The sequence below is a fragment of the Aquipluma nitroreducens genome, from assembly GCF_009689585.1.
GTDB lineage: Bacteria > Bacteroidota > Bacteroidia > Bacteroidales > Prolixibacteraceae > Aquipluma > Aquipluma nitroreducens.
Genome location: NZ_AP018694.1, coordinates 4,481,246 through 4,506,061 on the forward strand (window position 1 = coordinate 4,481,246; position 24,816 = coordinate 4,506,061).

28 protein-coding genes are annotated in these 24,816 nt (G+C 40.8%); 18 read left to right on the forward strand and 10 right to left on the reverse strand.

What is annotated here, in order from left to right; all coding sequences use genetic code 11:
- Positions 1-805 precede the first annotated feature (805 nt).
- From AQPE_RS18820 to AQPE_RS18905, 18 genes are all read left to right on the forward strand, one after another.
- Positions 806-1,168: a hypothetical protein gene (locus AQPE_RS18820; protein ID WP_318348041.1), complete on the forward strand. Its 363-nt coding sequence runs from the start codon at positions 806-808 to the stop codon at positions 1,166-1,168.
- Positions 1,169-1,206: 38 nt separating this feature from the next.
- Complete coding sequence (locus AQPE_RS18825) at positions 1,207-1,521, forward strand: DUF4134 domain-containing protein (protein ID WP_318348042.1); 315 nt, start codon at positions 1,207-1,209, stop codon at positions 1,519-1,521.
- Positions 1,521-1,826: a DUF4133 domain-containing protein gene (locus AQPE_RS18830; RefSeq protein ID WP_318348043.1), complete on the forward strand. Its 306-nt coding sequence runs from the start codon at positions 1,521-1,523 to the stop codon at positions 1,824-1,826. Before AQPE_RS18825 ends, AQPE_RS18830 begins: the two co-directional genes overlap by 1 nt.
- Positions 1,823-4,246, forward strand: coding sequence for a TraG family conjugative transposon ATPase (locus AQPE_RS18835; RefSeq protein WP_318348044.1), 2,424 nt, complete (start codon positions 1,823-1,825; stop codon positions 4,244-4,246). Before AQPE_RS18830 ends, AQPE_RS18835 begins: the two co-directional genes overlap by 4 nt.
- Before the next feature lie 19 nt (positions 4,247-4,265).
- Positions 4,266-4,949 carry a hypothetical protein gene (locus AQPE_RS18840; protein WP_318348045.1) on the forward strand — a complete coding sequence of 228 codons (684 nt, stop codon included), beginning with the start codon at positions 4,266-4,268 and terminating at the stop codon, positions 4,947-4,949.
- A gap of 45 nt (positions 4,950-4,994) precedes the next feature.
- On the forward strand, positions 4,995-5,708 hold the full coding sequence (locus AQPE_RS18845; protein ID WP_318348046.1) for a hypothetical protein: 714 nt from the start codon (positions 4,995-4,997) through the stop codon (positions 5,706-5,708).
- A 39-nt stretch (positions 5,709-5,747) separates the two neighbouring features.
- On the forward strand, positions 5,748-6,698 hold the full coding sequence (locus AQPE_RS18850) for a hypothetical protein (RefSeq protein WP_318348047.1): 951 nt from the start codon (positions 5,748-5,750) through the stop codon (positions 6,696-6,698).
- Between the two features lie 32 nt (positions 6,699-6,730).
- Positions 6,731-7,357 (forward strand): conjugative transposon protein TraK, encoded by a 627-nt coding sequence (gene traK / locus AQPE_RS18855; protein WP_318348048.1) that lies wholly within the window; start codon positions 6,731-6,733, stop codon positions 7,355-7,357.
- Between the two features lie 16 nt (positions 7,358-7,373).
- The gene (locus AQPE_RS18860) at positions 7,374-7,727 is read left to right on the forward strand and encodes a hypothetical protein (protein ID WP_318348049.1); all 354 of its coding nucleotides are present in this window, start codon (positions 7,374-7,376) and stop codon (positions 7,725-7,727) included.
- Positions 7,702-8,889 (forward strand): conjugative transposon protein TraM, encoded by a 1,188-nt coding sequence (gene traM / locus AQPE_RS18865; RefSeq protein WP_318348050.1) that lies wholly within the window; start codon positions 7,702-7,704, stop codon positions 8,887-8,889. Before AQPE_RS18860 ends, traM begins: the two co-directional genes overlap by 26 nt.
- Before the next feature lie 2 nt (positions 8,890-8,891).
- The gene (traN, locus tag AQPE_RS18870; protein ID WP_318348051.1) at positions 8,892-9,695 is read left to right on the forward strand and encodes a conjugative transposon protein TraN; all 804 of its coding nucleotides are present in this window, start codon (positions 8,892-8,894) and stop codon (positions 9,693-9,695) included.
- Between the two features lie 104 nt (positions 9,696-9,799).
- Positions 9,800-11,779 (forward strand): type IV secretory system conjugative DNA transfer family protein, encoded by a 1,980-nt coding sequence (locus AQPE_RS18875; RefSeq protein WP_318348052.1) that lies wholly within the window; start codon positions 9,800-9,802, stop codon positions 11,777-11,779.
- Complete coding sequence (locus tag AQPE_RS18880; protein ID WP_318348053.1) at positions 11,776-12,291, forward strand: PH domain-containing protein; 516 nt, start codon at positions 11,776-11,778, stop codon at positions 12,289-12,291. The genes AQPE_RS18875 and AQPE_RS18880 overlap by 4 nt, the downstream gene beginning before the upstream one ends.
- A 24-nt stretch (positions 12,292-12,315) precedes the next feature.
- Positions 12,316-13,008 (forward strand): DUF3945 domain-containing protein, encoded by a 693-nt coding sequence (locus tag AQPE_RS18885; protein WP_318348054.1) that lies wholly within the window; start codon positions 12,316-12,318, stop codon positions 13,006-13,008.
- 267 nt (positions 13,009-13,275) lie between these two features.
- A complete protein-coding gene (locus tag AQPE_RS18890; RefSeq protein WP_318348055.1) occupies positions 13,276-13,653 on the forward strand; it encodes a plasmid mobilization protein in 378 nt (125 codons plus the stop codon).
- A gap of 24 nt (positions 13,654-13,677) precedes the next feature.
- Positions 13,678-14,610 carry a relaxase/mobilization nuclease domain-containing protein gene (locus AQPE_RS18895; protein WP_318348056.1) on the forward strand — a complete coding sequence of 311 codons (933 nt, stop codon included), beginning with the start codon at positions 13,678-13,680 and terminating at the stop codon, positions 14,608-14,610.
- A gap of 192 nt (positions 14,611-14,802) precedes the next feature.
- Positions 14,803-15,465, forward strand: coding sequence for a response regulator transcription factor (locus AQPE_RS18900; protein ID WP_318348057.1), 663 nt, complete (start codon positions 14,803-14,805; stop codon positions 15,463-15,465).
- 20 nt (positions 15,466-15,485) lie between these two features.
- Positions 15,486-16,745, forward strand: a complete 1,260-nt coding sequence (locus tag AQPE_RS18905) for a type II restriction endonuclease (RefSeq protein WP_318348058.1) — start codon at positions 15,486-15,488, stop codon at positions 16,743-16,745.
- Between the two features lie 187 nt (positions 16,746-16,932).
- On the opposite strand, the gene AQPE_RS18910 is transcribed toward AQPE_RS18905, so the two are convergent.
- The 10 genes from AQPE_RS18910 to AQPE_RS18955 form a co-directional block, all read right to left on the reverse strand.
- Positions 16,933-17,562, reverse strand: coding sequence for a hypothetical protein (locus tag AQPE_RS18910; RefSeq protein ID WP_318348059.1), 630 nt, complete (start codon positions 17,560-17,562; stop codon positions 16,933-16,935).
- Positions 17,563-17,580: 18 nt separating this feature from the next.
- Entirely contained in the window at positions 17,581-18,174 is a 594-nt protein-coding gene (locus AQPE_RS18915; RefSeq protein WP_318348060.1) for a methyltransferase family protein, read from the reverse strand.
- A gap of 18 nt (positions 18,175-18,192) precedes the next feature.
- Positions 18,193-18,405: a GDCCVxC domain-containing (seleno)protein gene (locus AQPE_RS18920; RefSeq protein ID WP_318348061.1), complete on the reverse strand. Its 213-nt coding sequence runs from the start codon at positions 18,403-18,405 to the stop codon at positions 18,193-18,195.
- Positions 18,405-18,578, reverse strand: a complete 174-nt coding sequence (locus AQPE_RS18925; RefSeq protein WP_449658189.1) for a hypothetical protein — start codon at positions 18,576-18,578, stop codon at positions 18,405-18,407. Before AQPE_RS18925 ends, AQPE_RS18920 begins: the two co-directional genes overlap by 1 nt.
- Positions 18,579-18,661: 83 nt before the next feature.
- Positions 18,662-19,123 (reverse strand): DUF302 domain-containing protein, encoded by a 462-nt coding sequence (locus tag AQPE_RS18930; protein WP_318348062.1) that lies wholly within the window; start codon positions 19,121-19,123, stop codon positions 18,662-18,664.
- 12 nt (positions 19,124-19,135) lie between these two features.
- On the reverse strand, positions 19,136-19,522 hold the full coding sequence (locus tag AQPE_RS18935; RefSeq protein ID WP_318348063.1) for a DUF302 domain-containing protein: 387 nt from the start codon (positions 19,520-19,522) through the stop codon (positions 19,136-19,138).
- Between the two features lie 80 nt (positions 19,523-19,602).
- The gene (locus AQPE_RS18940) at positions 19,603-20,016 is read right to left on the reverse strand and encodes a Fur family transcriptional regulator (RefSeq protein ID WP_318348064.1); all 414 of its coding nucleotides are present in this window, start codon (positions 20,014-20,016) and stop codon (positions 19,603-19,605) included.
- Positions 20,017-20,259: 243 nt separating this feature from the next.
- The gene (locus tag AQPE_RS18945) at positions 20,260-20,841 is read right to left on the reverse strand and encodes a hypothetical protein (protein ID WP_318348065.1); all 582 of its coding nucleotides are present in this window, start codon (positions 20,839-20,841) and stop codon (positions 20,260-20,262) included.
- Between the two features lie 475 nt (positions 20,842-21,316).
- Positions 21,317-23,404 (reverse strand): heavy metal translocating P-type ATPase, encoded by a 2,088-nt coding sequence (locus AQPE_RS18950; protein ID WP_318348066.1) that lies wholly within the window; start codon positions 23,402-23,404, stop codon positions 21,317-21,319.
- Between the two features lie 140 nt (positions 23,405-23,544).
- Positions 23,545-24,807, reverse strand: a complete 1,263-nt coding sequence (locus tag AQPE_RS18955) for an efflux RND transporter periplasmic adaptor subunit (RefSeq protein ID WP_318348067.1) — start codon at positions 24,805-24,807, stop codon at positions 23,545-23,547.
- Positions 24,808-24,816: the final 9 nt, after the last annotated feature.

The following is a 24,816-nucleotide window of genomic DNA, read 5'->3' on the forward strand; positions in this document are numbered from 1 at the left end:
CTAATCCCGTTCGTGCCTCACCGGAACCGGTCGCTCAGCCCTCTCGTTCAGCTTATAAGCCGGATTTGAACCCACGGCAAGAGTGGTTCCTTACCTTGCATTTCGCGATGTCCTGCCCAAATTCCATTTCGCCTGCCCCGGCCTTTCCAAACGCACGATTCAAATCACAAAGTCCGGGAACAAGCTTCATTTCATCCCATCCAATCGCTCCATTCCAGTGCAGTAACCACACATGCCTTTTGCCCGCACGCTTTTGTAAGGTTATTGTAATTGTTTTGTAAGCTTAGACTCCTTACGCCAAGCCAAAAAAGAAACTCAAACTTAGCCGTTCTCCCCGCCAGTCCTGCGCACCGTAAAACTGCAAGGCCAGTGCGAGTGTTCCGGTTTTTAACCATTTTCGTTTGTTTTTTAAGCAACTTTCTAAAAGTTAACCGGAACAGCCTTGCATTTTTGCCACAAACGGCAATCCAAAGGACTTTCTTTTTCTTTTTTGTCGTTTTTTCTTCCTCTTTTTGAAAATATTTTGGCTTGTTCTAATTCAAACAAACACAATCAAAGTCAATTAATCTGAAGATTTTGTTTAACAAAGCTACCTCCAAATTCAATTAAAACATATCAAATAGATTAATCAAAACATAATTTGGTTAACCATATAAAACACCCAAGGTGGGAACACCTTGGGTAATTTATAATTTTCGATCCTTCAATTTTGCGATGCCCGGTTTCGGAAAAGTAATTCCTGATCATGACTTGATCATGGTCCGAACGGGAAGAACTCAGTATTCACCTTTAAAATTGAAGCCCTATGTTTGGATTGGACACCATCAGTTGGACCAAATTTACCACCATGCTTTTTCTGCTTTGCAGCGTCTATTACGCCGCAGTTTTCATCCGGGCCTGGCTCAGCCGCTCTGGCCGGACATCCGGTAATCTATTCGAGAATGCCGATGAAACAGACATCCACCCTGAACGGATGCTTCCCATTTTGGTCTCAGCCTCCGATTATCCCGGAGAACTGATTCCTTTCAATCACATTGAGCCTGTTGACCTCAAAGTGGACTTTTATCGAGATAACGGTATTGATGAAGGCTATAATGTCGAACAATTCTACGAAGACCATCTTTCCCACAACCCGGAAATCCTGGAGAACATCCAGTTTCAGTCATAATTTATCCTAGTAATTCATTCTTAAAAACTCAAAGTTTCATGAAAACAAAAGTTCAGTTTTTCTTTAAACGGGCAGAAGCCCTTGTTGCACTACTTATCCTCAGTCTATACCATGCAATGGCGCAGTCCGCTGCCGGTATTGATCAGGCCACAGCCGAAGTAAGTTCCTACATTGACCCGATCTCCAACCTGATCATTGCCATTGGAGCAGTAGTCGGATTGATTGGAGGAGTCCGTGTTTATATCAAATGGCAGAGCGGAGATCAGGATACTCAGAAATCCATTATGGGTTGGTTTGGCGCCTGTCTGTTCCTGATTCTGGTGGGTGTCGTAATCAAAGCATTCTTCGTCTAATGCTGGGCTATCCAGTCAAAAAGGTGGATACCCGGTTGTATATCAAAGGGCTTTCCGGCCCTTTGGTATTCCGGGCACTGTATGGCATCATTGCTACCTTCTTTTTATTCTCGGCACTCTACATTCTGGCCGGGGTTTTTCCGGCAGTGCTGATCGGAGTTCCAGCTTTCTTCGGATACCTCTACCGGCTCAATACCATCCAGAAGAAATACGGTCCGGAAGGATGGGGCAAGAAACAGACCGCCAAGAAACTGCCCCAATTTATTAGTTGCAAACGACGAATCCATCAAATTCACACAGCATGAAGATCAAGAACCTTGAGAGTATATTACCTGTAATGGGATTTAACGGTGATGTTCTGGTCTCCAATAACCTCGATCTGACTATCGGTTTCCGACTTAGGCTTCCGGAAGTTCTGTCATGCAGTACCGAGCAACTTTATATGTTGCACGATACTTTTCAGCGGATGATCAACTTGCTGCCTGCCGGAAGTTTTATCCATAAACAGGATTTTTTCCTGATCAACGAATTCCATCCGACGGAATCGGAATCAGAAATAACCGGAGCAAAGGAAAGCCTGAATGAATCTTATCTGGAGCACTTTGACGGAAGACGATATTTAAAACACAACTGCTGTTTTTACATCAGTTTGCTCAATAAAGGCCTTCTGAAAAACTACCTTGAATCCGCTTTGATTTTTTCCCGGACGCAGCGCAACCTGGAAAAATTGCAGTACGACAAGATCAACGAACTTAGAAGTAATATCATAGCCATCTTTAATCAGAATGGAATCGGTTGTGAACCCATTTCCCGCGAAGAAGCCATTGGCGATGAACATTCACTCGGACTGATCGAGCGTTTTCTGAGCCTCAATTTTACCGAGAACCACCCGGCTCTGGGAGGAATCGATTTTCGAGACAGGTTAAAAGTAATGGATCAGTTTGTGGAAATCCTATCATTGAGCGACTATTCGCATATTCCGGCAGAACTTCGTCCGGCTTCGGAACATCCGCAGACCGGACTACCCGTTTCACTGGTATACCCGGTGAGTTATCACCTGCCATTTTCGCACATCACCAACCAGTTTATCTACATTCCCGATCAGCAGGAAATCAAGGGTTTTCTGGAAAGCAACTACAAAAAAATCTTCAGTTTATCCAAGTTTTCTTCAGAAAACAAGGTCAATGCCGGGCTGATTGAATCATTTCTGGACCAGGTGCAAACTTCAGGAGAAAAGATCGTGAAAACTCACTTCAATGTGATGTTATTCGATTCAGCCCTGAAAGATTTGAAGCAACACAAAAGCGAAACCAGTTCTGCTTTTTCGATGATGAACTGTTTTCCGTACCAACATACGCACGATCTGCCAATGTTGTTTTTCTCCAGTGTGCCTTTCTCCACGCAGCTACCGGAAACCGAACTGTTCATCACTCAGGTTCCCCAGGCCTGTTGCCTGACCAACTTCGAAGGGGAAATGAAAAACAGTGACTCGGACTTTACCATCCGGCTTTCCGACCGTCTGGAAGGTTGCCCGGTAAAGATTGATATTTCGGATGAACCGATGCACAAACACCTGATCCATAACCGCAACAAAATCATTATTGGCGGATCAGGCTCCGGAAAATCCTTTTTTACCAACCATTTGCTTCGCCAGTATGCTGAAAGTGAAAACTGTCACATTGTTTTGCTGGACGTTGGCCGAAGCTATGAACTACTGACCCATTACTTAAATGAACGGTTAAAAGACCAGGGTGGGGCTATGATGGTAGAGTTTACCACTGAAAATCCGATTTCGTTCAATCCTTTTATTTTGGAAGGCGAACTGGACATTGAGCGCAAACAGACAATCCTGTCAGTGCTCTATACCATTTACAAGGAAAACCTGTCGGAAATGGAAAAGGATGTGATTGCACATTCATTGACTGAATTCTTTTCTTCCGATTCGCAGGAACGTTCTTTCAATGGTTATTACGAGTATTGCCAAAACTACATTCCTGAACTGGTTAAGGAACAGTCCATCCAGTTCAACAGCAATGAGTTTTTCTTTATTCTGGGCAAATACTACCGTGGTGGAGAATATGACTATTTGCTGAACAAGGAGATGGATACCGATGAGTTTTTCCGTTGCCCGTTTATTGTCTTTGAATTGGATAATATCAAGGATCATGCAACGATCTTTCCGGTAGCTACACTGATTATCATCGACATTTTTATGCAGAAAATGAGGCGGTTAAAGGGCGTTCGAAAGGTCATTTGTATCGAAGAGGCCTGGAAGGCAATTGCTACTCCCCAGATGGCAGCTTACATCAAATATTTCTACAAGACTATACGAAAGTTTTTTGGTGAGGCGATGGTAGTTACCCAGGAAGTGGACGATGTGATTTCTTCTCCGGTGATCCGCGATGCGATTATTAACAACGCTGACACCAGAATCCTGCTTGACATGAGCAAGTTCCGGAACAAGTTCCAAAGCATCAGCGACACCCTTGGATTGTCGGAGTTCCAGAAAGACCAGATCCTTTCGATCAACAAAAACCTGCCATCCGGAAGAAAGCTCAAGGAAGTATTTATTGGCCTTGGAAGCTACTCACAGGTTTATGCACTGGAAGTCAGCAAACCGGAATACTACTGCTATACCTCTGAACAAAGCGAAAAGGAAACGATCCTGAAAAAGCTGAATCAGCAACAGGATCAATCCTTTGTTCAAATTCTCAAATCCATGTAAAACATCAACAATTACAACCATGAAAACAATTAGAACAATGACAACGGTTCCAACAAAAGCAACTTTTTTGATCACACTGTTCATTGCATTTTTCAGTATCCTGCCGACCTGCAAGACCTTCGCCCAGACCCCTGTGACCGACGTGGGGGCAGGCATACAGCGGGAAGCTTTATGGGAACAGGAAAAGGGAATCCTGTCCGAAATTAACTGGTACAATGTGCTGATTAAAATTTTGAACGGCGACATCAAAGGCCTGACCCAGGAACTGGTGGGTATTGACCAAAAGAAGTTGGAAAGCCTTCAGAAAGTTTCTTACCTGATCAAGGACTACAAGCGCATCAAGCAGACCAAGGAGATGCTGGATAAGATCATCTACATCTATACTACCAAGCTGCCTTTGTTGGTTCAGGATGAAAACTTCACGACCCGTCAGGCTGCTGTGATTGTCGAATCATTTGACCTGGTTCTGGATGACAGCCGTCAGCTGGTCACCACCATTTTGAATACTATCGTGGCAGATGACTTGTTTATGATGGATGATAAACAGCGGTACGACACCATCAATGGGATCTACACAGAGGTGAAAAAACACTATGGAACCATCTGCTACCTCTACAACAAGCTGGCCTGGGCATCCTACCAACGCAGTTTCAATACCGGACAGATCGAAAAGTTCGCCTTTTACTATACCCTTTATGATTAAGGATGATCCTGCAATCGAAACAACAGAAACAATAAAACAAAGTCCATGAAACCAATACTTTTCATTCTCATCCTTTCCTTGGCAGCAATGCTGCCGGGGAAGGAATTGAAAGCCCAGATTTTTGACATCAAATCATGGAATGGAACTTATCCAGATATGAATGGCACTTATCCGTTGACCTTTATTGCTTTTGAAGGCAATCTCATTCCTATTCCCCGTGTGTTTATCCGAACCTGGCCCACGCATTATTATTTAGAGGTCATTGCAGTGCCTGCGTCTGATGTGGGAGAATATTCCGGAATGTTGAAAGTCAACCTGATGAAGATCATCGAAAGACTGATTGAAAAGTCACAGATAAAAGGCAGGCATGAGGAAACAACACAGATCAAAAACAATACGGAAATCCAGCGTGACATCGAAAAGAAGATCTTCGATTCCAATTCCGACCAATTGCCCGATGTGTATAGTTTAGCTTCCGGTTTTATCCGGCTATATGTAAGCATCGCGAACATGGACAAACTGGACAACTGCAAATGGCTCAGGCAAACCTATCAGAAAGAGGCCGATGAACTGTTGACCCGATTTATTTCAGTCAACCTGTTTATAACTGACCACGGCAAAAAGCTGGAAGCCTTTGACGAAATCCGTTGCGAACTCAACAAGCAAATCGGCGAGACTGACTACACCTACCGAAAGGTACTGCACTTTCAGGCTTTCAACAACAGCGTTCCACAATCTTATGCTTTTCTGAAGGATTAACAATTAACCATTGATCATTAACCATTTAAAACTTGATTCATGCTTTTACAAGTAATGAGTACCAAAAGCTTTTTTCAATTTACAGATGTACTGGTTCAGGGAGGGCTGGACAATGCCCAGTTACTGGTGAATATGGCCCGAGCCATTGGTGGTATTGCCGCCTTTCTGTACATCTCCAAACGCATCTACGAACAATTGATTGCAGACAATCCCATCTCACTTTTGCCACTTCTCCGGCCTTTTGCGCTGGTGTTGGTGATTACTTTCTGGGCTCCGTTTGTTCACCTTTTGATGGTTCCCACCAAAGGGCTGACCAAACTCTCTGAAGCTGTTTATGCTGACAAAAAACACATTGTAGCCGCCAAACTGGAAGAAAAACAGGATGCTATCCTCGCAGTTGATTTGCCTTCGTTTCAGGAAAACGAAGAAAAAGAAGCAGCACTTTGGGACAAAGGGGTTAACCTGCTTTTGACCACCTACAACATAGTCTCCGGAAGGGCATTGATGCACCAGATCAACTTCTACCTGATGGACAGTGTTCGGCAACTTCTGGAATCCTTTTTTGAGGCACTGGTTTTCCTGATAGCCTTTCTCCGCACAGTCTTTTGTGTGCTGCTGATCATCTTTGGTCCGCTGGTGTTTGCCGTTTCGATTTTCGACGGTTTTCAGGAGAATTACCTGCAATGGATTGCCCGGTTTGTCAATGTGAACCTGTATCTGCCCATTGCCCTGATTGTCCTTTCATTGGTTCAGGAAGTGCTGATTTATGTGCTTGATGCTGAGATTGCTGCCACCAAAGCTTCTCTGATCTACCAGCCCTCGCTTTACTATGTTTCCAATATGGTTGTGCCGGTCTGCGGTATTGTTGGCCTGATGATGGTGCCTAAAATTGCATCGTGGATTGTCAGTGCTTCAGGAACCGGAAGCGGCGGGGGACGGATGGTGAAAACTGCTGCCATGATGATGATCACCAAAGGGGCAATGAAATAATCCAATCCAGTAACAAATAATCCAAAATCAAGATGAATAAGATTTTTGATATACAGCGCAAGTTCCGCTTTACTGTTTACATCCTTTTGGCTGTGAGCCTGCTTTTGACCGGCTTTAGCACTTTTGTCTTCACCCGTTCCATCGGACTGGTTGAACGTTCGCGCCAGAAAATCTATGTGCTGGACAACGGCAAATCCCTTTTGCTGGCCCTTCGTGCCGACATCACGGACAACCGGCCTTCAGAGGCCAAAGACCATGTGAAACGCTTTCACGAGCTGTTTTTTACGATGGAGCCCGACAAACAGTACATCGAAAACAATGCAAAAGAAGCACTGTATCTGGCCGATGGTTCGGCCATGAAGCAGTACCAGTCCTATAAAGAAAACAACGTCTATAACCAGATCATTGCTTCCGACATCAGCATGACCCTGACAACCGATTCTGTACAGATTGACTTCTCAGCTTACCCTTACCAGTTCCGGTTTTTTGGACGCCAGAAGATTGTCCGCAAATCCAATATTACGATCCGCAACCTGGAAACCTCCGGGAGGCTGCGGAACATTTCCAGGACAGACAATAACCCACACGGTTTTATGATCGAGGATTGGCTGATAGTGGACAATAAAGATCTGGAAACCATGAAGCGCAAGTCCTTTTAATTCTAAAACAACGATTATGAATACAGAAAATAAACAATCTAAAAGCCTGGTGACCCGAATCAGCGAAGCTATCCGGTTTCAGGAGTGGATCGACCGGATGGATCAAAAGGATCAAAAACTTGACCCGGCCAAACGGAAGAAAAAGTGGGCCATCATTCTGGGTGCATCGTTCCTGATTTATGTGATTTCATTCTTTGTTTTCCCAAAACCGGCTATTACTTACGAACCCATTAAACCGGTCATTGAAGGAAACCCGGATATAGCGAAAACACTGAAACGTAAAAAATCCCTCTCCTTTGAAATGCCTGTTGACTCGTTTGAAACCATCTTAAAACAAGAAATACATGAAAGCATACCTGAAAAGAAATAAGCCGTTGCTATTCCTTCCGTTGGTTTTGATCCCTTTTGTTGTCCTGATATTCTATGTGCTGGGAGGGGGAGAAAAGAAGGAAAAGGAAGAACAAAAGCAAAAAGAGCAGCAAGTGGCAAAAGGTGCCAATTACACCCTTCCCGATGCTGATAAAAGCGTCGCGATTTACGATAAAATGGACAACTATTCCGCACAAAAAGCGGTGACTTCGACCCATGATTACAACATTACCGGCGAACCAGATTCTATACCAGAAGAAATCGTTGAAGAAGAAGCGATGACCGAAGAACAGTTGCTTTCTGGAAGGAAGCATCTGTATAAGAACGACCCGGTTCCTGAGATGAATGCTGATGTTTCCACCGATCTTATGGCGCACATCCGGCAAAAGGAACGGACTGTTCGGGAAGATTTGGAAAACAGTCAGGCTGAAGCAAAATCAAAAAATGAGGATTTCGATTCAAATCAGGCAGGAAAAGACAAAAGAGATTCCAATGATCAAAAAGGATCAGCTGCAATTCCTTCCACCGGTATTGAAGAACTGGACAAGGTTTTCAGGCAAAACAGCAGATTGGCCAAGCAGAATGATTCTCTGAATATGCGGCTGAAGGAAACAACTTCCATAAACCAAAAATTGGAAGCCGAAAAGAACAAACACGCTACTCTGGAGAAAGGCGGCAAGTCAGGGTTTAAACCCAAAGATACAGCAGTCCCGGTTATTGAAGCTGAAGTATATGAAACCACCACGGTATTAACCGGCAACAGGGTGAAGCTGCGGCTTCTGGAAGAAGCCTGGCTAAATGGAGCTAAAATTCCGGCCAACACTTTTTTGTATGGCATCTGTGAAGTCACCAATGAACGCCTTCAGATTGAAGTGCTGCAAATACCAGTAGGTGAAAAGTTTGTTCCGGTTCAAATAACAGTTTGCGATCTGGACGGACTTCCCGGATTGTATGTTCCCGATAACGCCTCCCGAAAAGTTGCCAAAGAAGTTGGCAGCAGCGCTAACACTTCTTCCATGTTCGGGGTAAGTAACAATCCACTAACTTATATGGGGATGCAGGCAGCCGACCGCACCGCACAATCCCTGTTAAAAATGATCCGGATCAAAAAAGTCACAATCAAGAAAAATACCCTCGTTTATTTAATCAACAAAAGCAAATAACCATGAAATCCTTTTTAATCGTAATTACCTGCGCAATGATTCAGATTTCTGTTAGCGCACAAAATATCTTAAAAATTTCCGATACTAAAACCAGCCATCTGGTTTGCCCCGATAAAGTGAACTATGTACAAGCTGGAGATTATTCGATAATCCAGGCAGAAATTGTTCCGGAACTTTCAAACCTGATTCGGGTGAAAGCCGTGCAGCCTTTTGACAAGCCAACTTCACTAACGGTTGTTTGTGCCGACCAGATTTATTCTTTCGAATTACAGTATGGAAATGATGCCCCGATTACTTACCCGATTGAAACTTTTGATTCGCAAAAGGCTATGACCTTTTCCGGTAAGATGATGCCTGATTACCTGCTAAAAGACCTTTGTGATCAGGTTCTGGACAAACACAAAGTTCAGTTTAGAAAGCGCAAGACCGAAAAAGATGGGATTAAAATTCGGTTGAATTCCATTCACCTGAAAAACGATGCACTCTTTTTTGAACTGGAGATCACCAACAAAACCAACATGGCTTACGATGTTGAAAGTTTTAATTTCTGGATCACCGATAAGAAAAAAGCCAAAGCAACCAATGTTCAGGAATACCAGGTTTTTCCGCAGTATCAGCAGAACAAGGTGCAGCGCATTCCGGGAGAAGTTACAGTTCGGGAAGTATTCGTAATCGAAAAAATGACTATTCCGGATCAGCGTATCCTGAAGATCGAACTCAATGAAAAAGCATTAGGCAACACCGGTCGAAAACTCAGCTTCAACCTGAAGAATAAGGATATAATGAAAGCCAAATCTCTGAAGTAAATCGCAATTCAGGCGATTCCTCAGACAAAAGAAAATTTAAAACATGTTATTCAGAACCCTCCTTTTAGGAGGATTCTGAATAGCTAAAAGCTCAAACCATGTCAATGACCGAAGGAAGAGAACTGGAAAAACTGCACGAAGGATTTCGGTTCTTTAGTTACCTGCTATTGTTTTTATCCATGTACCTGAACCAGTTGGGCTACTTTACGGCGCACGGGATAGACATTCCTGCTTTTCATCCGCTGGTAGTCAAAATGCAAAACCTGACCTTTCTGGTAAATGTGTATAAATCAAAGACAGTTTGTTTGGTATTTCTGGCCATTACCTGTATCGGAACCAAAGCTCACAAAGACCGAGAACTCACCGTTTCTTCTATTGTAGGGCAAGTGGTGGCCGGTCTGATTCTGTATTGGGGGAGCCTGATCCTGTTTAAATCTTATCCGGTATCTTATCTGACCCTGACTTTCTTTGGCTTTGTACTTCTGAACATCGGCTTTGACAACATCTCCAAACTGATCAACGTCAACCTGATGAAAGACCGGTTTAACGTGGAGAATGAGAGTTTTCCACAGGAACAAATACTAAAAGAGAATGAATATTCAGTGAACCTGCCGACACGGTACCTCTACAAAGACAAACAACAGGAAGGTTGGATCAACATTGTCAATCCGTTTCGTGCTTCGATGGTGATCGGAACTCCCGGTTCCGGAAAATCCTTTTCAGTAGTACTGCCATTTATCCGGCAACACCTAAAGAAAGGCTTTTCGATGTGTGTCTATGATTTTAAATACCCGGATTTATCGCTGGTTACTTACAACCATTTTCTGAAAGCCAAGAAAAACAGAAAGTTGCCAGAATCAAGCCGGTTCTATGTGATCAACTTTGAGAACATCCAGAAGTCCTACCGGTGCAATCCTTTGGCGCCGGAGTGGATGGAAAGCCCCATTGATGCCTTTGAATCTTCGCGAACAGTCCTTTATAACCTGAACAGGGAATGGATAAGAAAACAAGGTGAGTTTTTCTCTGAGTCTGCCGTTTCCTTTTTTGCTGCTGTGATCTGGTTTTTGAAAAAATACAAGGATGGTCAGTTTTGTACTTTGCCCCATGCCATTGAACTGCTACAGATGGACTACGATGATTTGTTCGCAGTCATGGAACAGGAAAAAGATGTCGCGAACATCATCAATCCTTTTATCAATGCACACAAACGCGGAGCCAGTGAACAGTTGGAAGGACAATTGGGAAGCCTGAAGATAGCAATCTCCAAGATCATCAGCCCGGAAATATACTGGATTTGTTCGGGCGATGATTTCTCACTGGATATCAACAATCCCGAATCACCCAAAATCCTTTGTCTGGCCAACAATCCATTGAGAGTGGAAATGTATGGGGCTGTTTTATCGCTTTACATTACCAGGATGCTGAAGGTCATCAACAAAAAGGGACAGCAACCGTCTTCGCTGATCTTTGATGAGCTGCCTACCATTTATTTCAGGGGACTGGACACTTTGATTGCCACAGCAAGAAGTAACCGGATTTCTACTTTATTGGGAGTGCAGACTATTGACCAACTGATCCGGGACTACGGAAAAGAACAAGCCAATGCCATTACCAGCAACATCGGCAATGTGTTTTCAGGTCAGGCTGCCGGGGAGACTGCAAGGTTTATTCAGGGAAGGATGGGCAAAATCCTACAGGAACGCCAATCGGTTAATATCAACCGGAATGTCCAATCTTCCACTTTCTCTACACAACTTGATTTCCTTGTGCCTGAAGGAAAGATTGCCACCTTGCCACAGGGCTATATGGTGGGGCAGGTTGCCGACAACTTTGGTGAGGCAATTGCACAGAAAAACTTCAATTGTCTGATCAATGTCGATGTGAAATCTCAGGAACTGGAAGAAAAGCGCTTTGTACCAATCCCCGATTTTTACCAGTTCGATAACATCCCGGAACTACTGGAACGTAACCGAACCAAGATACAAAACGATATCCGGTCAATTACCATCCAGAGATCGGAACCCGATCAACCGGATCAAATCAAACAAAAAGCTATAACTACTAAAAAATCCAAAAAATCATGATTCAAAATACCGTTTACTTCAAAAGCAGGCCATCCCAATTGATTAATCTGGAAACTTTTCTGCTGACGATCCTGGCAGTACCGGTTATCCTGTTAATGGATGGGATTCTAAAACAGCAACTCCCTATCCATTTTATTCCGGCAAAACTAATCGTACATGTTTACAGGTTGCCCCATTATCTGGGTGTGTTTGTTTTGCTGAATCTGGCTTATCAAGTCCTTCGGGTGTACTGCATCCGATACGAAATTCACGCCGAAGAACTCCGATACTATTCTGGAATCTTCCGGAGAAACCATGAGTTTATAGAAAATTACAGGATCAAAGACTATCGGGTAGAAAGGCCATTGATTTACCGCCTGTTTGGACTGGGCAACCTGATTATTTACACCTCCGACAAAACGACTCCTATATTCCGGTTGAATGCTATCAAAGATCCGGAAGAAAAGTATAAAATCCTTCGTGGTTTAGTCGAGCTGAACCGCAGGGAGAAACATGTATTTGAAGTTGATTAATTAACCATTTAAAAATTAAAAATTATGGAACAGCAGAAAACACGCATGAGCATGGATCAGATTCCCTTTGACAAGCTCGAAAAGGTAGGTATTAACCGCGACCTGATCCAAAAAATGGAAAAACAGGAGATGACCGATTTCCTGAATGGTTTCCGTTCGGATAAACTCTACACGGTCAATGCAAAAATCAATGGAGAGGACTACAGGATTCCGGCCAAAATCCGTTTGCAAAGCAATGAGGATGGATCAGTCGGGATTAAGGTACATCCAATCCAACGGTTGAACATCCCGGATGAGTACATGGGGCATAAGTTTTCCAAGGAGGAAAAGGGGGCTTTGCTCAATGACAAAAATCTTGGCAAAACGGTAGAACTGACCGGACGAGATGGAAAGAAGGATAATTACTACCTAAGCATCGATTCCAAAACGAATGAGATGATCCCACTTCGCTCCAGCTACATTCAGATTCCTGAAAAGATCAAGGGAGCCACCTTATCGGCAGAACAGAAAGAAAACCTGGCAGCAGGAAAGAAAGTGACAGTTGAAGGCATGACCGGTAAGGATGAGAAAAGGTTTTCAGCCGCTCTTCAGATTGATGCAGCCTCACGCAGAATTGGGTTTTCCGACTTCAAACAGGAAAAGCAAGGTCAATCCGAAACTGCTAAACAGGAAAAATCGGAAGGAAAACGACAAGGTGCAAAGCAAAGTGTCAGTTAGATTTTCCAGTTTTCAGAAGTGAAAAGTCATCAAAGACGGGAAGAATTTCAAAAGGTTTTTCCTGTCTTTTTGATTGAAAAGGAGGTCGAAAGAGGGGAGGGAATCTCATGAAAGAGGGGAATGCAAGATGTGTTTTTGTTCCACAAAAACCTTGACAAAGCTGTCCTACGGAGCATTCCCCTCATTCCCTAAAGGTTGATGAAAATGATTCCCCTCTTTCAAAAAGCCAGTTAAGATCAGAAGTCAGTTAACCCATAAAGGTAAAAAATGCGACCGCAAACTCCGGTAGATAAAAAGCTAGGTGAAGGAATCCGGGTTCGTTTGACCAACCGGGAAAAGGAACTGTTGACTGAGCGGTGCCGAAAGGAAGGCTACTCCAACCTTAGTGATTTTGGCCGAGCCAAACTTTTAAGAAAACGGGAAATCCGGAGGATTGAAGCCAGTCAGGAATTTTCGGAATTAATGGGTCAAATGGATTTTGAACTCAATAAGATCGGGGTTAACCTGAACCAGATTGCCAAAAAACTGAATACTTATTTGGGATACCAACTCGATTCTGAGGATAAGCGAACCCTGAATAACTCTTATGAAACACTTAGAAAGTGCTTTGAGCTTTTGCAAAAATATATGGATCATATTCCATAATGAATAACCAGCAAAAATTTTAAAATGGTTATCGTTATCCATCAGGCATCAAGCACCGCTAATGCTTTCTTCTACAATGAGCGAAAGGCAAAAGAAGGTAAAGCCACCTTCTATCATAGCCGGAATACATCTTCAGCCAATCCATTTATTTATTCCGCTCAACACCGCCACCAAATATTCAAACGCATTGAGGATGCAAATACACGTGTTAAGAATAAAGGACTTCACATCTCTTTTAATCCAACGATAAATGATATGATCCGGATAGGCGAAAAGGGAATACGAACTGAACTTGACAATCTGATGAAACAACTCGGATATGGAAATCAGCCCTACCTGGTTTACCGACATGCAGACATTGACCGGGTTCATTTTCATATTGTATCAACAAGGATTGACAAACAGTCTGGCAAAAAAATCAAAGACAATTTTGAAAAGGAGAAAGTCCAGACGTTCATCAGGGAGCTGGAACAAACCTACCAGCTAAAGAATGATGACCCAAAGGAAAAAATTGATTTGAAATTCACAGCATATAGCAAGAACCTGAAACAGAACCTTGAAAACCTATTCGTCGAGCTAAATCGGATGGATTTTATCACTAGCAAACAAATGTATAACGATGCGCTGAAGCTGTTTCATGTTGAAATTCGGCAGGTTCAGAAAGGGCATCTGGTATTTGTTACTGATGGAAACGAAAATCCGATCAGGCATCCAATTAAAATGTCTGATTTTCAGGAAAGGCCGAGGTTTTATCAATCGAAAAGGAAAGCTGAAAAGATTGAGCTTGGAAATGGTTATACTACGGACAAATCGAATAATTCAATAAAGAATTATCAAGGAAATTCGAGGATGCTGTTTGATTTGCTTCGACTGATACCAAACTATTCGGGGAAAAGGAGTTTTGGGCAGAAAAAGCAGTTGATTAAGATAAAGAGAAAGGGACAACGAAGATGGTAAGTTTGTGGTTAATGAAGGATTTATAAACTCAATTGTTAACTTTGCTGACTCATATGTAGTTTTTAACTTTGAGAATAAAGATGTTTGTCAATTATTGCGAATAAGCGCTCATATTGGTATTATACAATACTATAAACTTATATGTACCTGAAAACATAGATTCCCCAAAGTATTAATACTTTATTCTTGAACATGAATAATTCTTCACATAAAATAATAATTGCCGATTCACAGTATTTGGTTGTTGAAGCACTGAAAACTTTACTGGGAAATGACGAGCGGTTTATTATTTCTAGTGTTGTAAATTCAAAATTTGAATTGCTAAAAGTTCTGGAACACGAACTTTGCGGATTATTAATCACGGACTTTAATCTGGTTGATTACGAAGGTATTGATGATCTTAGAAGAGTAAAACGAACGTTTCCTGATTTAGTGATTCTTATACTTACCAATTCAATCAGCAAAGTCGAATTTACAGAATTGTCTAAAATTGGTATTAAGAATATTATTTACAAAACTGCTGACAGGGAAGAGATTCTGGCGGCAATTGATGCGGCATTGAGGGGTAAGAAATATTTTGCTGAAGAGATACTCGATATGATCATCGAACAAGGCGATAATAGACAAGAGCCAGAAGAACCAACCCACCTCACTAGCTCGGAAATTGAAATCGTAAGACTGATTGCCGGAGGACTTACAACCAAAGAGATTGCCAATCAGAAAAACATTAGTTTTCATACTGTGAACACGCACCGGAAAAATATCTTCCGGAAAATGGAAGTATCCAATGCTTCCGAATTGATTATGCAGGCCATAAGGGCCGGATGGATCGATAATATTGAGTACTTCATCTAAGCTTCTACTTATAAAATGCTATGGAAATTTATAAAACGATTAGTCTTTCTAAAATAATCGGGCAGTATAAATCTGATACTGAATCGGTTTATAACACCTGGTTTATAAACAATGAGGACAGATTAAAGGCTTTTCGCTCCATTCGGCGAGGTGTTCTGCAAGTTATAGAAGATATCAAAAGTGGAAAATTTGGTAATGATTTCAAGGGCAGTTCTTTGGAGTTTGTGCTAACGTGCATTACCGAACAGAAGCAGGTATTTGAAGGGGCAGCACATCCGTTCTACTGGAAACCAAAGTTGAGGATTCCTGATATTTATGAAAACGAGAAAAATAAGATCGCTTTTGGTCAATTTTTGGAAAATGTGTTGAAAGCAACAAATGAAGAGCAAATCATCAGAGAGATTATTCGTTTGGACGATTTGAAGATTAAAGGCCTTGGTCCTGCTGTTGCAAGCATACTCTATTTTCTTCATCCAACAATTATCCCACCTTCTAATACGGCTATCATCAACGGGTTTAATTATCTATTCAAGGACAAGAAAAAGCTGGGGTCATGGAGTGAGTATTTAAAAATAAGGGAGGTATTAATAGACGTAAATAAGCAATATGAGAATGAATTTTCTCTCGACCTTGGAGCAATTTCCGGACTAATGTTTGAAATAGGAACACAAAAATTACTGCTTGGAAATGATGAATACCTCTCGGAACCGGAACGAAAAAAACTGGAAGCCCTGATTGAAAAACGGCATAACAAGATTAAGGAAGAAAGGCAAGAGGAAAATCTGCATACCGAAATGCAATATCATCTGATAAAAATAGGAACAGCCTTGGGTTATGATGTGATTTGTGCACAAAACGACCAATCGAGATCGTTTAATGGCGCCAGCTTTTCGTTTCATTGCCTACCCAACTTCCCAACGATGAACTCTGACAAAGATACCGTCAACACCATAAAGATGATTGATGTACTTTGGTTTCAAAAATCGACGAACAATATCATCGGGGCATTTGAGGTGGAGAAAAGCACCAGTATTTATTCTGGGATCTTGCGCTTGACAGATCTTGCATATTCTATCGCAGATGGGGATGAAGTGTTGTACATCATTATTCCGGATAGCAGGGAAAAAGATGTGCGAATGCAATTATCAAGGCCTTCAATAAAGAGTATCAAAGTGCCAATCAACTATATTTTGTTTTCTGATTTACGGCAAAATTGCGATGCTCTTTGCAAGTTTGGCGAAAATCATCACATTATGAGGAAGATCGCCAAGTCGATATAATGCGGAAAGGATATACATTATTTTGAAAAGAAAAAAGACTCCGGAAACTTCAGCCTAAATGTATTCTCGGGCAATGATGTCTCCAAGGTATCTGTAACCACTAAGTATTTATAATTCTCGGGGTCGATACGCTGACAAACAACAGTGTGAACGGCTTTTCGATGACCTGGGTTTGTTACCGTATTTATTAATTTTTCTGCGTTAGCGACAATATTATTTCATTCAACTCAAACCTGCCGGTTTGCGGATTAAACTTAGTAAGCATTTCATCGGTTATAAATTTATTGCACACAGCTACATGCACATAAGGATCGGGCAAAGCATTTTTTCGAATATTCTCTAACGTAAGCTTGAATTTCTCGCTATGTTTCCCGGTGCTATAATAATAGTTTGTGACAGGGATACTTTTTGCTCTGTTATGGCGCCCAGATTGTATATACACCGTTTTAGTAGTTTTATAAGTATAAATGTATAAACTTGAAGTATCGGCAATTAAACAAGGTGTTCGGTTAATAAAACGGTAATTTTCACCATTGGTTAAACGGATGGCAAAAATGCTGTCTTTGTAAAAAACAGTTTCTTTCTCCTGTTCGACGCTGATAATGTCGGGAGAAATAAAGAATTGTTTGAGTTTTATTTTATCGCCCTTGTGTTGCATGTCGGTTGGACGGGTGAGTTTACCGTTTTGAAAGTCGGAAAGTGTAAGGAATAATCCTTCTACTTCGCTGTTTTTGATTTCCTTTTCATGTTGTGCGAAAAGTTGAACTGATAAGCAAAGCATTAATGCAATTGCGGTAATTTTTATTGTTTGTTTCATTGCTTCAATTATTAAAAGTTAAAACCATCTGCCTACTTTTTGGCAGTAATTACTATATGGTTCACCATGAACGCCTTTCAGATAATCTTCTTCGAGGCGTACCTGAACCTGAAAGAGCAAGGTAGAGGCAACAAACGTTAATAGGGTTACGGCGTTTGGGATAATGAGGAATACCCCAAATAAAGTAACGAACATACCCAAAAACACGGGGTTTCGGGAAACTGAAAACAATCCGTTGGTTTTAAGTTCGGTTTTTGCCGCGTGGTCGATACCTACCCTCCACGAATTACTCATTTGAATTTGTGCTATAACTATCCATAATAAAGCCAAGTGAACAATTGCAAAGCCTGTGATTTTTGATGCAAAAAATTCGAGCCAATTAAAAGGAGCTAAATATTGCATACCAACAGGATAAATGAGGTTTACCAATGCTACTATAAATATTAACGAGGTCATGGGTGCTGATACTTTGCCCAAAAAATCGTGTGCTGAATCGGTATTTTTAAAAACGTAGGGATTGATACCTGTTTTGCGCTTTACTCGTACTGATGGTACTACAAACACTACCAGAAAGTAGATTGTCAGAAACGTGAGGATATAAATTGGTATCATTATACTATTTTTAAATTTTCAGTTACAACACTTATAGCTTTGCTGAATTGGAGGGTATTTCACCGAACCATAACTGCAAAATACACAACAATCGCCTTGCTCCGGTTTTAAAACGGTTTTACACTTCTCACACTCATAAAAATATAGACAAGAATCAGTTGGCATAGTTTCTTCTTTTGCAAGCCCACAATTTGGGCAGGTTATTATCGAGTTTAAATTCACTTCCGGCATTACTTCCCAAGTTTTAATATCTTGAATGCACCGCGTGTTACAATTAGAAAGATGATTACGCCGATTATTAAATCCGGGTACTTTGAATCGGTAAGTAAAACCAGTATTCCGGCTAAAACAACTCCGGCATTAATTATCACATCGTTGGATGTGAATATCATGCTGGCTTTCATGTGTGCTCTTTGCTTTTTTCATATTATCGGCATGTCCCTTGACTTAATTTCCTTATAAGCCACTTAAAGAAATATGCTGCCTTTTATAAATTATTTAAAGCGGCCTGAAACTTTTGGCTTACTTCCCCTGCAATGGAGACGAGTTCTGGTTTATTGAGCATTCCCATTAAAGCTGCCGGATTTACGATTACAACTTCAATTTTACCATTTCCAATATCCTTTACAACGGCTTTGCAAGGAAGAAATATGCCAATGTTTTCTTCGATTTGCAATGTTTTATAAGCAAAGGAAGGATTGCAAACGCCCAATATTTTATATGGTTTCATTTCCACATCAGGCAGTTTCTCTTTAATTTTAACATCCATATCAATTTCGGTAATGACACCAAAGCCTTGGGCTTTAAGAGCATATTTTACCTTTTGGGTAACATCTTCAAAGCTTCCTTCAACAATTTTAGAGAAATAAAAGTTTTCGTTTTCCTGTGCTTGTAATGGTGAAATTCCAAACGCCATTAGCATAATGAAGAGATATTTCAATATTTTCATGGTTAAATATTATTAAACATTCAAAATAACTTTTTCCAATTTCGACCTGATTTCTTTTGCGATTTCGCCCAATTGTTCATTTTCAATAGCCTGCATGGATGCAACCGGGTCAACAACTGCTATCTCGGTTTGGGTATCTGATACTTGCTGAACAATGACGTTACAGGGTAGCATTACTCCAATTTTATCCTCTGCCTGTAAAGCTTTGTATGCAAAAGGTGGATTACACGCTCCAAGAATTTTGTATTTTCGGAAATCCACATCGAGTTTCTTTTTCAGGGTGGCAGCCACATCAATCTCGGTTAAAACCCCGAAACCTTCCTTTTTTAGTTCTTCGGTTACCCTCTCTACTGCATCTTCAAAAGAGTAATTAACTGTTTTTTCAAAATAGTACTTCATATTAATAATTTTTAATGTTAGATATTCTAATAATATCAACATCAAAATTACCAATAAGTTAGTGCAACACTGTTGCAATGTTACTCGCAGCGTGGACAAACCCCGTTAATAATGAATTGAGCATTCTCGTAGGTGTAGCCGTCAGGCAATTTAACGTTGGGAATAGGAAGTTCTTTCATGCAACGTGTTCTCCCACAGTGCTTACAATAAAAATGGACGTGCAAGTCATGTAAATTACAGGTACAGTCGTCATCGCAAACGGCATACTTAACCGAACCAGTTCCGTCATCAACAGGGTGAACAATGAAATTGTCCTCAAATGTTTTAAGCGTCCTGAATATGGTTGAACGCTCGACTTTTTCAAATCGTTGCTCCAAATCCGCCAAGCTCAGCGCTTTCCCCGAATCAACAAGTGACTTGTAAACCAATGTTCGCATGGCTGTTGGTTTCAGGTTTTTCGATTCAAGTTTCTTTTCAATTTCGTCGTTTTCCATAATCAACTTTTATTATTCAACAATATTGTTGTTTGGTTCTATCAGCGAAAATAAAAAATATCAGAATAACTAGCGTTTGACCATTTCTGATATTGGTCGTATTCTTCTTATAATCAATCTGTAATAATTTTCTCTTTATGTGGTATTCGAAGGATTATATTTAAGCGCTTGCTTTGTGTTTAAACCCTTCTAAAAATAGCCGACTGACACAGAGTCGGCTATTTAGAAGGGTATTTAAGGCCATTACAAACCTTTGCTATTCAAAAATGAGTTTATTTTAAATGAACCAGTTGATTGATTCCGGGCATGTAAGGCTGAATTTGAACTAAATAGCAATTCCATTTCAGAAAATAGAACTTTGTTATCTGGTAAGGCATCCTTTAGATTGCTAAAAGTCAGGCTTTTGATTTCCCTGCTCCCATCTTTACTAAAATAATAATTTGTAACCTTTTCCGTACCTGTAAACGGGGAATGAGACACTACCACTTCTTTGGAGAATATCCACAAACCACTTTTATCTACCAAAGTTAAACGGTTATTATTTAAAAAACGAAAAAAGTCTCCATTACAAAGCTGGTAACCAAATATTTCATCTTTCTTTAAATCAATTTTCTCACCATTCTTAATTACTGTTACATAATCTGTTTTAAAAAAATCGTTTGGTTTAATTTTACCATCTTTATTGGCACAATCTATGAAAACTTCCATTTTGCCATTTGAATAATCTTCATAAGTTTTATAAACCCCACATTTTTGCGCACTAGCGTTTAGGCCTATTACAGCAAAAATTGCTGCTATTATTATTTTTAATTTATTTGTTTTCATAATGATAATATTTAATTGAAACTTAAATTGTTATTTCGAAATTTGTTTTTCGGAGCAATTAAATATCATCTCAACACAAAAACACCTGTAGTTGTGCCTGATTTAAAGCAAACTTAGGTGCAGAAAATAAATTTAAATGGTTATGAATTTTTTGTCTGTTTACACTTAGGATGAAATTCTCATTAGCACAAGCAAAAAATGGGCATTTAATGATTGATCTTGCTTTATTGCTTATTTTTTTGAGGCGTTAAGAAAAGTATCGGCTATTTTAAATGTTACGACCTTTATGTGGCATCCGGGACAAGGAGTATCACAACATTTTTCCGATGTTTTATCAATAAAAACGGATATCAGTTTGTCGTAACAAAAATTCTCCTGTATGGTCAACCCCGAAGCAGTCATCAAGAAAAACAGGGCAAAAGCAATATTTGCTACTTTTCTGAACATCGGATGAATTTTCATTTACAACATTCAATTAGTTTTTTAATATTCTGATCGCATTAAAAACAGCTATCAAAGCAACTCCCATATCACCAAATACCGCTTCCCACATGGTGGCAATGCCAAATACACCAAGAACAATGAAAATAAGTTTTACTCCCATAGCAAACAAAATATTCTGCCAGACAATTTTCCTTGTTCTTTTTGCAACATCAATAGCTATGGAAACTTTAGATGGTGAATCGGTCATCAGCACCACATCGGCAGTTTCGATTGCAGCATCGGAGCCAAGTGCGCCCATTGCTATTCCAATATCGGCGCGGGCAATGACAGGGGCATCATTTATACCGTCACCCACAAAGGCCACTTTCCCTCCCTTGCTTTCTTCCATCAAGGTTTCGATATGTTTTACCTTATCTTCGGGCAACAGTTCATAGAAGTATTTGTCAATACCTAATTTTTTGGCAAAGGCTGCGGCGGCAAATTGGTTATCACCGGTTAGCATTACTGTTTGAATATTCTTTGCTTTTAGTTTTTCTATTGCTTCAATGGCATCATCTTTCAGGGTGTCCGAAATAATTATATAACCCATATAAACCTTATCAATAGCTACATGCACCACTGTTCCTTCCACGTTACAAACAGGGTGTTCAATGTTTTCTTTGTGCAGTAATTTATCATTACCTGCAAGCACAGTTTTTCCGTCAATTACGGCCTTAATGCCATGCCCCGAAATCTCATCAACTTGTTTAATCCTTTTACTATCAGTATCCTTTCCAAAAGCGTCTGAAATTGATTTGGCCACCGGATGGTTTGAATTGGTTTCGGCGTAAGCTGCATATTCCAGTATTTCCTCTTTAGTAAAACCGTTGGAGGTAACAACCTCAGAAACTATAAACTCCCCCTTGGTGAGTGTGCCTGTTTTATCAAACACCACGGTTTTTACCTGTGTCAACGCATCCAGAAAGTTAGAGCCTTTCACCAAAATTCCTTTTCTTGATGCGCTTCCAATTCCTCCAAAATAACCCAGTGGAATGCTGATTACCAACGCACATGGGCATGAAATAACCAACACTACCAACGCACGGTATATCCATTCGCTGAATGTTTGACCGCTAACTAAGAGAGGCGGCAGAATGGCCAGTAACAGGGCGCTGACAACCACCACTGGCGTATAGTATTTGGCAAATGTGGTAATGAATTTCTCGGTTTCCGCTTTTTTAGAGGAGGCATTTTCGACCAGTTCCAGAATTTTCGATACAGACGATTCACTGAATAATTTGGTGACCTTTATGGTAAGCACACCTGTTTGATTGATGGTCCCTGATAAAACGGCGTCTTTGTCCTTCACTTTTCTTGGCACACTTTCACCAGTCAAAGCCGAAGTATCGACAAATGAACTACCATCGATTACTTCGCCATCGAGGGGGATTTTCTCCCCGGCTTTCACAATAATTGTATCGCCAACCTTAATGCTTTCCGGTGAAACCCTGGTTGATTCTCCATCTACCACTAGATTTGCATATTCCGGTTTTATTTCGAGCAATGCTTTGATTGATTTTCTGGAACGGTTAACTGCAATATCCTGGAACAATTCGCCCACTACATAAAATAGCATTACCGCCACTGCTTCGGGCATTTGATCAATTGCAAAAGCTCCAAGTGTAGCAATAGTCATTAAGAATTGTTCGTCAAAGAATTGACCCCTGATGATATTTTTCACAGCCGATGAAATAACTTTCCAACCTACAATCAGATAACCGGTTACGAACACTAAATATTCAGCAATATGAAAAGGTGTATTATGAATTTCATCTTCGAACACCATTCCGGCGATTAACAGTAGAAGCCCGGAAATTGCTTTAATGATAGTCCATTTGTTTTCCGCGAGTTCGCTTGTCGAAACTATTTTTTCCCTTTTATCACTGTCTTCTACTTCAACTTCCGGTTCAATTTCCTTTATTTTACTTTTTACCTTTTCGATGTTATCGGTATCAATAGTCATGGTCGAATTTGCAAAATTCACGGTCACAAATTTTACTTCACCCAGCTTTGTCAGGTTGTCTTCAATTTTTGAAGCACACGAAGCGCAATCCAGATTTTTTAGCGTATATTTTTTCATTAGAAAATATTTTACTTAGTGAACGGCCACTATGTTAATGTTTTATATAACAATAGAATAGAAAGCGAAATTGTGTTTGGTACTTTTTTATTTTAAGGGGCTGCAATCCGGATTTATACAAATTGCAACCCCCAAAATGATTAACCGCAACTCATTTCACCAGCGTTCTTTTTTGCTGAAAGCAGGTCATAAGCCCCTTTGACCACGATTCTTGTATTTTCCTTATCGAAGTTTACAGGAAGCATGATTTCGGTGTACCCATCGTTGGTGTCGCCTTTGGTAATTTCAATAAAGCGATATTCTGTAAATGGTTTTCCTGCTTCCTCCTTCTCTTTTTCGAATACAAAAATGTAATACTTGTTGTCGAATGAAACCACCGCATCGGAAGGCACAGCGGTGACCTGTTTGTCGGTTTTCTCGATGTGTGCCAACACATACATGCCCGGCATTACATTTGGGCAAGGTTGCTGAATGGTTGCATATACCTTGTAGGTTTTGTCGGCGTTAATTGACTTGCCTACCTGATAAATTACTGCCTTGTGTTCGTGGTTTTCGTTATTGATTGAAAAATGAACCTCCTGACCAACTGTTATGCTGTTTGCATCTTTTTCGAAAAGTGAAAGTTCGAGCAACATTTTGTCTGTGTTCACAATTTCGAATAGGACATCGGCTGGAGAAACATATCTGCCAATACTTATATTGGCTGTTTTTACAGATCCACTGATTGGCGAAATAATGGAAATTGAGGCCGAAATTTTGTCTTCGGTAAATGTTGCCGGACTAATTCCAATCACCATGAGTTTCTGTTCAATCCCTTTTAATTGCGCTTTAAGGTTCTTGTATTCCGAAGTATTTTGTTGCATACTTTTTTGTGAATACACATCTTCTTTGTAGAGTTCCTGATGGCGGTTGTATTCCGCTTCGGCAAATTCAAATTTATTTTTGATTTCGAAATAGTTTTGCTGAAGATCGACAAATTCGGTATTCTCGACAATGGCGAGTGTTTGACCCTTGCGAACAACGCTGCCGGGCAGTAGATTTGATGATTTTACAAACCCTCCCAATGGTACACTAACCGATGCGGTATTTTGGGGTACGGTAGAAACCAAACCGTTTGCTTTGATTGCCCCGCTCACCTGACGCAACCCAACTGTACCCATTTGAATTCCGGCATAGGCAATTTGTTCGGCATTAAGTTCCACAATGTCTTCGGGCAGTTCTTCATGTTCGCCTTCCTCTTCGCCTTCAACATGAGCATGTTCTTTTTCACCCTCTTTTTCACCTGCTTCTGCATGGGTTTCGGCAGCATGTCCGTGTTCGTCGGTTTTTTTCCCTTTGCAGCCCGTAGATGCAGCCACACTAATCATTAATAAAAGAAAGATGCTATATTTTAATGTTTTCATTTTCGTATG